The sequence below is a fragment of the Veillonella dispar genome, assembly GCF_900637515.1.
In the GTDB taxonomy this organism is placed as follows: Bacteria; Bacillota; Negativicutes; order Veillonellales; family Veillonellaceae; genus Veillonella; species Veillonella dispar.
Window position 1 is genome coordinate 1,808,254 of the sequence record NZ_LR134375.1, and the last position, 11,836, is coordinate 1,820,089.

The window sequence follows — 11,836 nt, forward strand, 5'->3', positions numbered from 1 at the left end:
AGGATACATTCATGATGTGACACAATAACTAGGTTTAACTCTGGCACCAGCTATTTCCTATACAATTATTTTTCAAAACTATCAATAATACCCACAATAGCACAATCTACTGCGGTGCCTCTATCATCTTCGAAAATATGCCGTGCCGATGAGCCTCGAGTTAGAAGCACATATTCACCTTCACCAGCACATACTGTATCGACGGCGATTTCTATGCGCCCCGTCAACTCTTGTTCTCCGTCGAGAATGTCCACCATCATCAGTTTCATTCCCTTTAGAGATTCATGCTTTTGAGTAGATACGATACTACCCACAACTTTACCGACTTGCATACTTCTCGTTCCCTTCAATTATTGTGATACCTAAGCGCTCGATTTCATCTCGAGCAGCCATGGTGAACCGTTGTCCCCTATATATGACGATAATAGACTGACTTTCACAAGATCTAACAAAAGAGGCCGTTATCCAAGCTTGATGACTAGCATATATAGGACGACCAAATTTATCTAAAAATTTGATAGGCCAATCTAGAATGACTGATGGATTCATCAACGAGGTTACAGGAACTGCTAGGCGTATTGTCACCTCACAGTCATAGGCTAATGCACGATGCAAATAAGTAACCCAAGGCACCAATGTATCGCCCATTAACTCTCGTATATGACCATAATCTATACCACTGAAAGAAATGAGTTGATTCTGCAACAATATATGTTCATCATAGCTATTGCACTCTGTGACCATAAACGTAGCAGTGGATGTCATACGCTTTTCTAGGCGTTCTAGCACCAGTTTAACTAATGCATCCATATTAATGCTCACTTCCCATGGCAATCCCTAAGGGCGTTACAAATTCTGGATATAATGGCTTATCTACGGGCAATCCTATATATTGACTGAAAGTTTTTGTGAATTCCTCAAAATTAGAAGCACCACCTACAACAACAATAGGAGTCCCCTTTTCATAGCCACCCTCTTGCAACGCACGCTTAGAAATAGCTGCCATTTTTTCAACAACAGGCCGTATGGTTGCATATACATCGCGTTTATTTGCTTCATTGCGCTTATAAGCCTCCGCTTCAGGGATGGAAATCCCATAGGCCCCGCTAATTACGAGGTTCATATGGGTACCTCCTGTAGGCTCATCTACGGTATATACAACTTGGCCATCTTTTAAAATGCTTATGCCCGTAGTACCACCACCGACGTCAATAACAGCTCCATCGGTGATGCCTAGCACATTAGCAGCAGCGGTAGGCTCGTCTAAAATACAGGTTACTTCAAAACCGGCACTTTCAAGAACATGACCTACTACATCTTTATTCTTGCCTATCGTTCCAGGTGGAATAGCTGCTGCAGCATATACAAGTTCTGTGCCTAAGGCTGCTTCCGCCTGAGCCTTTAGCGCTCGCGTAATCGTAACAGCTCCCACATAGTCAACTACAAGGCCATCTCGAATAGATTCGTTGTATTCAAAGGCACCATATATAGGTTTACCTTTATCGTTTACTACGGATAGGACAATAGATGATGTACCAAGGTCAATGCCTACGCGCAAATTCTTTTGATTATGAGAGCTCACTTGTTTAGACTCTACAAGATCAGAGAACTCTTGCAAGGTATTATTTGCCTTTTTCAAACCTTTCATCATATCACCTACTTTACTGTACAATTCTCGCCATTACTGTACCTTGTACATTGGCAGCATTTGCCTCATCTGTATCAATATGGAGTTCTAGAATAAATCCCGGTACGGCTCGAACGATGACATCACCAAATACAGTGGTACGTTCTGGCGTTTGAAGTTCAACATTTACGCTGTCGCCATCGTTTACATTAAGCCGTTTTGCATCATCAGGCGACATATGAATATGTCGTTTTGCAACGATGCAAATAGGTTTTGTAATTTCCCCATTTTCAGTACATAGAGTAATCTCTACGGCTGTTTCTAAATGACCAGATAGTACAATAGGAGGTTTTATACCCAATGTACGTGCATCGGTCAAAGATACCTCCACTTGTGACTGTTTTCTAAGAGGACCTAAAACACGGACATTTTGAATGACCCCTTTAGGCCCCACTAAAGTAACTGTTTGTTCTGAAGCAAACTCTCCAGTTTGCTTCAAATCACTTTTCTTAGTAATAGCCTGATTAGGGAATAATATATCCCAGTCCTCCTGACATAGATGAACATGTCTATTGCTCACACCTACGGGAATGGACGATTCGAACATGGCTTCGATCACTTCTCGTACAATAGTACGAATCTGTTCCCGATCCATAAGCTATTATCCTTTCTTAGGTAAAATTAATTCTACATCGCTATGAGGGCGTGGAATTACATGAGTAGATACTACTTCTCCTACTTTTTGTGCTGCAGCACAACCTGCATCAACAGCCGCTTTTACAGCACCTACATCACCACGAACCATTACAGTTACAAGACCGGAACCAATTTTTTCAGTACCTTCTAATGTAACGTTAGCTGCTTTCACCATTGCGTCAGCCGCTTCAATTGCGCCTACTAAACCTTTTGTTTCTACCATGCCTAATGCGTTATTCATGATAATCTCCTTTATTGCTTACAACTTTATTTCTTTTTAGGGTTTTTCTTTGGTGTTGGTTTCTTTGTACCTGTTGATTTAGAACTTTTTGGTTCTATGATCGTAGATACGATTTCATCTAACGCCGCAACAACCTTTTCATCTAATTTGGGTTTCTCTGTTTTAGAAGTTGTAACTTCAGCTTTGACTGGTTCATCTTCTACAATGCTATCAGTTTCTTGAATACCAGTACTTGCCTCAGTTAACTGTATATCATCAGCTACCTTATCTGGCTTATCTGTAAAATCATCATTAAAGGATTCTACTAAGCCTTCTACAGGTCGAGGAATTACTTTATGCGCTATATAAAGGTTCATGCCTTTTGTAAGAGCTACACCAGTTTGAACGGCTGCTTCAACAGCAGCTACATCACCAGCAACCTTTACGGTCATCCATCCAAGGCCTCTCGCCTTTTCTATTCCTATGAGCCGTACATTTGCAGCTTTAACCATTGCATCTGATGCGGTGATAGCCCCCAACAAACCAGCTACTTCTAGTAACCCGAGTGAATCTTTCACCATGCCACCTCCCGACGTCTATTTTTTGATGATTCGCACGTAGGATTCATGCATTCCTATGACATTAGCTACGTTGCATATCTACTAACATTTGACGAATCAAATCTTTTAACTCTGGTTCTTGAATCTCTGTTTTAGGTTCTTCTTTCGATTTCTCCTGCACAGGTTCATCCTTGAGCATACCTACTTCATCTATTATGTCCATAATGATAGCCCGTAACATTTGTTCATTTAGTTCTGCCATTATGAATCCTCCTATTCACATTGTGAAAGTATCATCTATAGCGACGTAATGATATGTAATGAATGTCTCTTTGAAACAACATTTATTAGATAATATAAGCATTACCTTTATTCTTAGGTTCTTCTCCCATAGTTTCTAGTAACGCTAACCCCACATCACGTGCTACTTTTACAGCTTGTTTAACAGCGCCAGAGTCACCACTAATTTGTAAAATAACTTCATTACTCATAGCGGAACTTGATGGAGAGCGGTAACCTACCACATCTACATTAGCTGATTTAACTGCTATATCTGCCATAACTACACCTATTGCTGCTGGGGCCCCAACGATTAACCCAAAGGCTTTACCTTCTGGTGTCCCAAAGGCAGTCACCAATGCTTCTCCAGCACGAGCTGTATATTGAACCTCCACATGGCCTGCGTCATTCATATATACTTCGCCGAAGGTTCGTTCTAATTCACGCAATGCTACCTCTACAGAACGTCTTACATCAGATACGTCATCGCCACCAAATATGATAAGGGAACCAGCACCGGCGCCACCTTTCATATCACGGGCAAGTTCAATGCTAACAATCTCAGTATTCGTTGCTTTTACAGCTTCATCAGCGGCCATGATTTGCGGCCCTGCACCTGTACGTGAGCCTAAGATACCGATAGATCGATATGACTTAGTGAGCTTCATAGCTTCCAATACTTGACTGTCTACATTGGCAATTACAAGGCCAATTGTATCGCCTGTTGTAGTACTGCCTACATGTTCAGTAATCATTGAAGTTTGTAGTTGATTTGTAGTAGGTGAACTTACAGGTGACGAAGCACATGATGCATTACCTGTTGCGCCTGTAATTTTGCTTAAATCAGCACCATCGATACGCATCAATACACGCTTTAAAATCTCATCTACCATACTTTTAGTATCGGCCATAATTATTCACCCTTTGTTGGTAAAATACCTTCTACATCTTTATGTGGTCTTGGAATTACATGAGTAGAGATAACAATGCCTACGCGTTCTGCAGCGGCTGCACCTGCGTCTACAGCAGCTTTTACAGCACCTACATCACCGCGAACCATAACAGTAACGAGACCAGAGCCAATTTTTTCATTCCCTACGAGTTCTACATTAGCTGCTTTAAGCATTGCATCTGCTGCTTCAATAGCGCCTACTAGGCCCTTAGTTTCCACCATACCTAATGCTTCTTGTGTCATCTGTTTTCTCTCCTTTTACAAAACATAGAGCAAAGATTACAAATTTATTTTTCTAATAGTTCCACCATAGTGCCTATATTCATAAAGGCAAAGTGTGCTGTTTTAAGTAGTTGTACCATTAATACTGCACCAGTTCCTTCACCTAATGCCATTTGCCCATGGATTGGAACTTCATCAAGACGAATATTTGCATAAGCCAATGCTGCGGCCATCCCTACCTCACGAGAATAATGAGATGGAATACCGTATAATGGAGCATCTCCATTCATTTGCGTAGCACAAGCCATGGCAACAGCTGTAATATATCCATCGATAACAAATGGAATATGTAAGTCCGTACAAGCAACCATAGCACCGGTAATAGCGGCTATATCAAAGCCACCTACACGGCTGATTACCTCTTTTGGACTATTTAAGTGCCCCTTATGATGAGATAGTGCAGTACGTACAAATTCTCGTTTTTGATTCATGTACGCCTCTTCATCAGGACCAGATCCAGGACCTACGGTTATCCGTGGGTCTAGTTTTGTAAGACCACTCAAGACAGCTGCTGAAGTTGTGGTATTACCAACACCCATTTCACCAAAGGAAAATAAATTGATACCCGATTCTGCGTAGTAGACAACGCGGTTATATCCCGCTTGGTACGCTAGGTCAAATTCTTCAGCGCTCATAGCAGCACCGTCTAATATATTCTTTGTGCCTTGAGCAACCTTTCGATTCACCCCAATACCTTGTGGACAAGCAATGCCTACATCTACCACTTCGTAAGGGATATGGTTAAAGATACAGTAATTAGCAACTGCACTTTTACCATCAATCATATTTTGAGACTGTTTACGAGTAATCTCATAGTTATAACCAATTAGACCATCTACGGAGATACCATTATCTGCAGAAAAGATAATATGCTGAGCATGAATCTCAGGTGCCATATCCTGCCAAGCAAGACACATTTTTTTGAAATATCGTTCCCATAGACCCAAGCTTTTTGGAATGATCGCCTTATTTAAAATAAATTGATTAAGTTGTTCTTCAAAAACTTTGTCCATGGAAAAACCTTCTTTCAACTAACTATATATGTAGTTACATAATTGTTTTAACGACTCTTCGTCGTGAACTGATATTTCAAAAATCTTAGTGGCTCCCGCTAGTTTGAGATTGCGCCTAGGTGCCTCAACATCTTTGCCCGTATCTACCTTTGACACAACGCCTATAACTTCGCGATTGAGGGAGTTCCCAAAGCTTGGTGGAAATATGGTTGTTTCATCACCTGCAGGAATCATAAAAATCACTAAGTCCGCATCATAGGCGTGCAAGATAATGCCTCGATAGTAATTAGGATTTTCCATATATTCCCCAGGGGTATCGATGAAGTTTCCCACCCGCGTTATGGCTTGTGTCTTATGATACGTAGCCGAGCCATGAGTAATCGTATCTGCTAATGTAGTTTTACCACAACCGCTACGACCTACTAGAAGGATGCGTTTTTCTTTCTTTTCGGTGCTCATAATTGCCCTTTCATTAGGATCTTGTTAAATCCGTTGGGAAGAATCCTAATATGCGTTGCAGTCCTTCAATTACGCTACGCAAAGCAGATTCAACAGCAGATACATCACCAGTTATGAGAAGTGCCCCCGAAAATCTATCGATGAAACCGATTTCGATATCACCAGATTTACTTGCAATATCGGCTGCAATAATGGTCCCTTCGCCAGGTGTTATGGTAAGAATCCCAATGGCATTTCTACCTTTTTCCTCGAGCCCCATTTTTCTAAATAGGTCTGGTTTAGGATTGGCAATAACATGGGCTATCGTAACCTGCTTTCCGGGTACAAATTCTTGTATGATGCGCTGTTTTGCATCAATTACCTCTTGAAAGGCCATATAATCTCCTCCTAATTCAAAATAAATTCTTTGAACCATCCTGATAAACTATAATTTGTTTTGTCTTATATACTCTAGCTAGAGTTAAGGTGCCACTAATTGGAAGAATAATACGGCCAAGCCCGCCCCAATCAACGGACCAATAAATGGTACCCATGCATATTGCCAGTTTGCAGTTCCCTTATTAGGAATCGGTAGTAAGAAATACGCTAACCGTGGACCAAAGTCACGGGCTGGATTTAACGCATATCCAGTAGTTGCACCAAAGGACATACCAATAGATGCAACCAAAATACCGATGACCATAGGTGCTAAACCATCAGCCATTTTACCTAAGCAGAGAATAGCTAGCATAAACATAAACGTAGCTATAATTTCGGACATCAAATTGAACGGTTTATTATCGATTGCTGGACCTGTTGCAAAAATCCCTACGCAGTTCCCTTCGTCAGGACCTGTTACTTTAAAGTGTGGATAATAGAACAGTGCAGCAATGGCAGCGCCTGTAAAACCACCTGCAATTTGCGCTATAGACATTGGAATGACTTGATCCCAAGGGAATATACCTGCCACGGCAAGGGCAAAAGTAACGGCTGGATTCAAATGACCCGGGCCACCAAGTGTAATCCCTACATATACACCAAAGGCTACGGCAAATGCCCATCCGAAGATAATGTGTAGCCAGTTAGTACCAAAAATACTAACAATGGTTTTCTTTAACAAGATAGATGCATTGGTAGTATTACCAAATGCAATTAAAACGGCAGTACCAACAAACTCACTAATATACATTTGCGTTACGTCCATTGTTTTCACCTCATTGAGTTAACAGAGATTGTAATGCATGAGATGCAATGTCCATATCCTGTGCCACGGTACCACCGCTAATGCCGAGTCCACCAATTATCTTTCCATTCATGATGATTGGATAGCCTCCACCAAAGGTGCAAATTTTACGGTTTACCATGGATTCTATGTTGAATAGATCGCCATCAGGCTGTGCGTTTAAATGTATTTCATGAGTTGCTGATTTAAGCGCCACTGCGGTGTACGCCTTTGCCTGTGCGATGTCGTTACTGATGAGCAATGCATCTGACATACGTTGGAAATACATTAATACACCGTTTGCATCTACTATAGATACAACGATAGGTACGCCTATGGACTGAGCGTAGTCCATTGCCGCTTGTGAAAGCTTCGTCATAATATGCTCTAACTCTGATCCAGTTGTCATATCATTAACTCCATTTTCAGCAGTCTGCTCTATATTACCTACGCATTGATTGCTTCCTGTTAGTATTTCCTCACGACTAGTTGTTACACGTTCTGAAACGCGTTCTACAATTGTTTCCACAAATTGTACATAGTCTTCCATGCGAGCCATGATATATAGAGCATCAGATAGTCGATTAATAAATTTACGAACCTCATCGCGAATAGGTTCTACAGAACCTAAGCTTATAAGCAATCGTTCACCGCGACGACAAATGGTGCGCGCCACGTGTAGCTCTGCAGCAGATAGATAATTTCCGCTTAATATAAAGCTATGTTGCTGTGGCAATCGCTTTGTATAGTCATCAATCATGTGTTCCAATTCGCTTATATCTTGTTGTGAAATTAGATTACTACTTTCACTAAGATTTTCCACATGAGGCGTTGCTACCTCCGCACATAAGCGGAATAGCTGATGTTGTAATGTGTGAAGCACATGTTTATTGTCTGGTGAGACGACTAATTTCTCACATACACTAACCTGTGCATTTAATTCATCAAAGGTTCCATATGTGTCCACACGAAGTGAATTTTTTGGTACTCTAGTGCCATCAAAGAGGGCTGTTGTACCTGTATCACCGGTTTTCGTATAAATAGCCATATGCACCACCTCTAAAGTTAGTTAGATTTAAAAAGCTACTTCCAATCGTTCATCAGAAACGAAAGGATTACCTTTTACAAGGCGGGCTGCATTGACACCTAAGGTGCGTAAGCTATCTGGATATTGAGCATAGCCCGTAAGTCGATAAATAAATTGATGAGCCGGTATATTTTTATAGGTTAACACAATCGTCTCATCATCAACGCCTATCCCAACAGATAAAGCCGAATTACGAGATGCTAGGTCAGCCAATGTCGTATGCGTACCACTATGGAACTCAATGACAACAGGTAGACCTTCCTCTTCAATGCCATATAGAACGGGTTTTAGTATATCCGCACTGATATGCTGTGTGGCATAGAGCAATATGGTTGGCTTACTGACGATACTTTGATCCATCATAGGCCTCCCTTCTGTGCATAAGATAATACCAATCCTGTTGCTACCGCATTTCGTGCCCCTTCAACGCCTCGAATATTGCCTCGCCCTGCTACTAATGCATATTGTGAAAGTGCATCGGTTACGAGTTGAGGAATTTCAAAGTCTAATGCAGAACCACCTACGATAACTACAAATGGTATATCTCGCACATTATGAGTAGGACTCACAGATGCCAAAGCGCGGAGTGAATTTGTAACAAATACCCGTTTCTTGGCGGTTTGACGGACACGCTTAATCGTTTCTAGAGGGATATCTCGCTCTACAGGAACGAGCCCATCCGGAGTAATGATAACAACGCGGCCAAACAATGCTGCAGGAAGCGGTTCATTAAAGAACTGCACCGTTCCATCTTCGTGACGAATGTGATATACGCTGAGTACTTGAGCTAATGGATCTCGTTTGATGGCTTCTGCAATATGCATATCCTCTAAACCAAGTTCAGAATTGATGAGCATAGTTACCATATTTCCTGCCCCAGCAAGATGAATGGCCTTAATTTTTCCTTCTTGGTTAATGATGGATGCATCAGTTGAACCAGCCCCTAGATCGAGTATAGCCATTGGTTTTGCTGTCCCCGGCGTTGTCAATGCGCCTAAGATAGCTGATTCAGCCTCTTCACCACCGATTTCAACTGGTACGCCTAGCTCTTTTTCAACCTGCTTTGCAATGATTTCCATTTGTAAATGATCTGACTTAACCATGGAGGCAATGCCTACAGCTTGTTCCATAGAGAACTCACCTGCAAGGCCGCCCTTTACATTGATAGGAACAGATACATCTACGGCTAGCAAGTCTTGGATGAATACATCTTGAGGTGATTTATTCGTCAATTGAGCCATTGTAAGGCGAACCTTTTCAAGCATGCCACCTACGTTCGTACCTGCTTCACCACTAATATCATCGATAGGATGAACAGATTCGAGAGTTTCCATAATCCGCTCTGCCCCAGCAGATACATCAACGGATACAGTTCGGTCATTCCCCATAACAATGATGGAGCCTGCCGGTATTACCCGCTCCTTAACGTCCCCTGCCGGTGTTTTGATGACTACAGCTGAGCGATTTCCGATAAGAGCTCTAGCGATAGGCACAATATTCTTTGTTTCCTCTGGTGAAAGCTCAAATACAGTGGCAATCCCATAAGGATTTGATAATTGTGATACCACTTGCCCCGGTTCTACAACCTCTACAGCAGAAAGCATACCCATTGGAATTTTATCGATATACGCAACCTCATCTACGATAGGAATTTTATGATCCAATCGGTTGTTGACGAGCACGCCGTCATCGGCTTGAAGAATAGCAGCTCGAATATCATAACCTCGTTTACAGTACGCATTAATAAGCTGTGCTACCAATTCAAAATCGATAATCTTTGGAGCTACTACAATGTATGACTGACCTTGTGGCTTATCAATCAGTTCCTCAATGGGAACCGTATAGCCTACGCCAAGACCTAATCCACCGGGTGTTTTAGGATTATGACCGATCATGGTGGATTCTGTAATTATGGTTTCTGTAATCGTTTCCATAGCCACATCACCGATAACTGGTGTAGCCTCATTAATGCGAACTAAGTCAATGTCCCGTAGTGTAAGATTAGCAGATCTAATTAGCGACTTGAGGGAATCCATGAGACCTACGATATTTTCGCGTGTTCCTTTAATACCTGTAGTACTAGCAATGGCAGAAGATAAGAACTTTACCTCTCCATTGCTATGAATTTCGGCCAAGGCCGCTTCTGTTGTAGAGTTTCCAATATCGATGCCAACAATTCGTTTCATAATGACATCTCCTATAGGTTAATTATCACCTTTGAGTTTTTTACGACGTTCGTAGTTTTCTGCAGCTTCTCGTACAAAGTTTGCACAAATCGGAGCCCCTAAACCATCAAGTTCGCTAGCAATATCTAATAATTCTTGTTTGGAAGAACGATATGGACGAAGTGCGTTGTACATTTCAAGTAAGCGTTTATCACTTACCTTTGTCATTTCTGCAGCACGAGAGAAGTTGAGTTCAATTTGATCTCGGCCCCCAGCCTTAGCAATTTGACCTTGAGCTTTCAAAATGGATGGAGAAATTTTTAAATCGTCCATTGTGATATGACCGGCCATTACGTTATCCATCGTAATGTGGCTCAAGTCTCGACCTTGACCAAGATTAATCCATTCTGGGTGTTTTTTAGAAATTGGATAATCTTCGATGGTAACCACTCTATCTACAACTGCTGTATTAGGTGTAGATGATGTATGAGGCGCAGAGTATTGTGTAGTATTTCCCTTTGCCCCATCTATTTCAGATACGATCTGCCGAATTAAGGCTTCTAATTCGTTAGCCATAGTAAACCTCCTTATACAGTGACACGAACTTCATCAGCTGGCTTACCTTTTACTACATGCTTAGTTTCCTTGATATGAAGCAATGCAGATAGTGCTTGGTATTTTGGACGAGCCATTTGATCGTTCAATGTTGGTACTGGTGTTGGGGATTCGCCCTTAGCGTATTTAGCAGCATTTTTACCGATAGCACGGTATGTTTCAGCTGTTAATAGCGGTGCTTGAGGGAATAATTCCAAATTTGAAAGTGGTTGTAAATCGCGTTGGTGAATCAAAGTAGTACCTTTAGATTGAATACCGATACATACACCAGATCCAGAAATAGAATCGCCTTCAACAGCTACGGCCGCTACGTCAGAGGAACGATATACGCGAATCACACGAGCTTTTAAACCTTCTTCTTCGATACCAGCTACTAATTGGCGAATCACTTCTTGATGCGGTACACCAACGATAGTTTGTCGTTGACTACGACCAAAGGCAGGGCCAACAGCAATAACTACTTCATCTGCGCTTGTACCAGGTTGTGCAGGACCCCCAGTTTGGAGCCAGCTATCGTCACCAGTTGGATCTTCATGTCTAGGAGCCGCACTTGATGTTGTGCTTTCACCAACACTAGCCTTGAATTGTGGTGCCTCATGAACACCACCCATTTCTTGTAAAACGTCTAGGATAATAGAACGTAATACATCTCTGTTAATTTCAGCCATCATGACACCTCC

General features: G+C 41.7%; 18 protein-coding genes. All 18 read right to left on the bottom strand.

What is annotated here, in order from left to right; translation table 11 throughout:
- Nucleotides 1-65: 65 nt before the first annotated feature.
- The gene (locus EL171_RS08540; RefSeq protein WP_005385304.1) at nucleotides 66-332 is read right to left on the bottom strand and encodes a EutN/CcmL family microcompartment protein; all 267 of its coding nucleotides are present in this window, start codon (nucleotides 330-332) and stop codon (nucleotides 66-68) included.
- Nucleotides 319-810 carry a PduM family microcompartment protein gene (gene pduM, locus EL171_RS08545; RefSeq protein ID WP_005385299.1) on the bottom strand — a complete coding sequence of 164 codons (492 nt, stop codon included), beginning with the start codon at nucleotides 808-810 and terminating at the stop codon, nucleotides 319-321. Before pduM ends, EL171_RS08540 begins: the two co-directional genes overlap by 14 nt.
- Before the next feature lies 1 nt (nucleotide 811).
- A complete protein-coding gene (gene eutJ / locus EL171_RS08550) occupies nucleotides 812-1,651 on the bottom strand; it encodes an ethanolamine utilization protein EutJ (RefSeq protein ID WP_232013619.1) in 840 nt (279 codons plus the stop codon).
- Nucleotides 1,652-1,661: 10 nt separating this feature from the next.
- Nucleotides 1,662-2,282 (bottom strand): phosphate propanoyltransferase, encoded by a 621-nt coding sequence (gene pduL, locus EL171_RS08555; protein ID WP_005385295.1) that lies wholly within the window; start codon nucleotides 2,280-2,282, stop codon nucleotides 1,662-1,664.
- 6 nt (nucleotides 2,283-2,288) lie between these two features.
- Nucleotides 2,289-2,564, bottom strand: a complete 276-nt coding sequence (pduA, locus tag EL171_RS08560) for a propanediol utilization microcompartment protein PduA (protein ID WP_005385294.1) — start codon at nucleotides 2,562-2,564, stop codon at nucleotides 2,289-2,291.
- A 26-nt stretch (nucleotides 2,565-2,590) separates the two neighbouring features.
- The gene (locus EL171_RS10055) at nucleotides 2,591-3,124 is read right to left on the bottom strand and encodes a BMC domain-containing protein (RefSeq protein WP_005385293.1); all 534 of its coding nucleotides are present in this window, start codon (nucleotides 3,122-3,124) and stop codon (nucleotides 2,591-2,593) included.
- 61 nt (nucleotides 3,125-3,185) lie between these two features.
- On the bottom strand, nucleotides 3,186-3,365 hold the full coding sequence (locus EL171_RS08570) for a hypothetical protein (protein ID WP_005385291.1): 180 nt from the start codon (nucleotides 3,363-3,365) through the stop codon (nucleotides 3,186-3,188).
- An 85-nt stretch (nucleotides 3,366-3,450) separates the two neighbouring features.
- The gene (gene pduB / locus EL171_RS08575) at nucleotides 3,451-4,293 is read right to left on the bottom strand and encodes a propanediol utilization microcompartment protein PduB (RefSeq protein WP_005385290.1); all 843 of its coding nucleotides are present in this window, start codon (nucleotides 4,291-4,293) and stop codon (nucleotides 3,451-3,453) included.
- A 2-nt stretch (nucleotides 4,294-4,295) separates the two neighbouring features.
- The gene (pduA, locus tag EL171_RS08580; RefSeq protein ID WP_005385289.1) at nucleotides 4,296-4,577 is read right to left on the bottom strand and encodes a propanediol utilization microcompartment protein PduA; all 282 of its coding nucleotides are present in this window, start codon (nucleotides 4,575-4,577) and stop codon (nucleotides 4,296-4,298) included.
- A 44-nt stretch (nucleotides 4,578-4,621) separates the two neighbouring features.
- Entirely contained in the window at nucleotides 4,622-5,629 is a 1,008-nt protein-coding gene (locus EL171_RS08585) for a nicotinate-nucleotide--dimethylbenzimidazole phosphoribosyltransferase (RefSeq protein ID WP_005385287.1), read from the bottom strand.
- An 18-nt stretch (nucleotides 5,630-5,647) separates the two neighbouring features.
- Entirely contained in the window at nucleotides 5,648-6,088 is a 441-nt protein-coding gene (locus EL171_RS08590; protein WP_005385286.1) for a EutP/PduV family microcompartment system protein, read from the bottom strand.
- A gap of 13 nt (nucleotides 6,089-6,101) precedes the next feature.
- Complete coding sequence (eutS, locus tag EL171_RS08595) at nucleotides 6,102-6,464, bottom strand: ethanolamine utilization microcompartment protein EutS (protein ID WP_038117203.1); 363 nt, start codon at nucleotides 6,462-6,464, stop codon at nucleotides 6,102-6,104.
- A gap of 84 nt (nucleotides 6,465-6,548) precedes the next feature.
- Nucleotides 6,549-7,271 (bottom strand): MIP/aquaporin family protein, encoded by a 723-nt coding sequence (locus EL171_RS08600; protein ID WP_005385283.1) that lies wholly within the window; start codon nucleotides 7,269-7,271, stop codon nucleotides 6,549-6,551.
- Between the two features lie 10 nt (nucleotides 7,272-7,281).
- Entirely contained in the window at nucleotides 7,282-8,337 is a 1,056-nt protein-coding gene (locus EL171_RS08605) for a cob(I)yrinic acid a,c-diamide adenosyltransferase (RefSeq protein WP_005385282.1), read from the bottom strand.
- Between the two features lie 27 nt (nucleotides 8,338-8,364).
- Nucleotides 8,365-8,739: a glycerol dehydratase reactivase beta/small subunit family protein gene (locus tag EL171_RS08610; protein WP_005385280.1), complete on the bottom strand. Its 375-nt coding sequence runs from the start codon at nucleotides 8,737-8,739 to the stop codon at nucleotides 8,365-8,367.
- A complete protein-coding gene (locus tag EL171_RS08615; protein ID WP_005385277.1) occupies nucleotides 8,736-10,562 on the bottom strand; it encodes a diol dehydratase reactivase subunit alpha in 1,827 nt (608 codons plus the stop codon). The genes EL171_RS08610 and EL171_RS08615 overlap by 4 nt, the downstream gene beginning before the upstream one ends.
- Before the next feature lie 18 nt (nucleotides 10,563-10,580).
- Nucleotides 10,581-11,117, bottom strand: a complete 537-nt coding sequence (locus EL171_RS08620; protein ID WP_005385275.1) for a diol dehydratase small subunit — start codon at nucleotides 11,115-11,117, stop codon at nucleotides 10,581-10,583.
- Nucleotides 11,118-11,128: 11 nt separating this feature from the next.
- On the bottom strand, nucleotides 11,129-11,827 hold the full coding sequence (locus tag EL171_RS08625; protein ID WP_126413469.1) for a propanediol/glycerol family dehydratase medium subunit: 699 nt from the start codon (nucleotides 11,825-11,827) through the stop codon (nucleotides 11,129-11,131).
- Nucleotides 11,828-11,836: the final 9 nt, after the last annotated feature.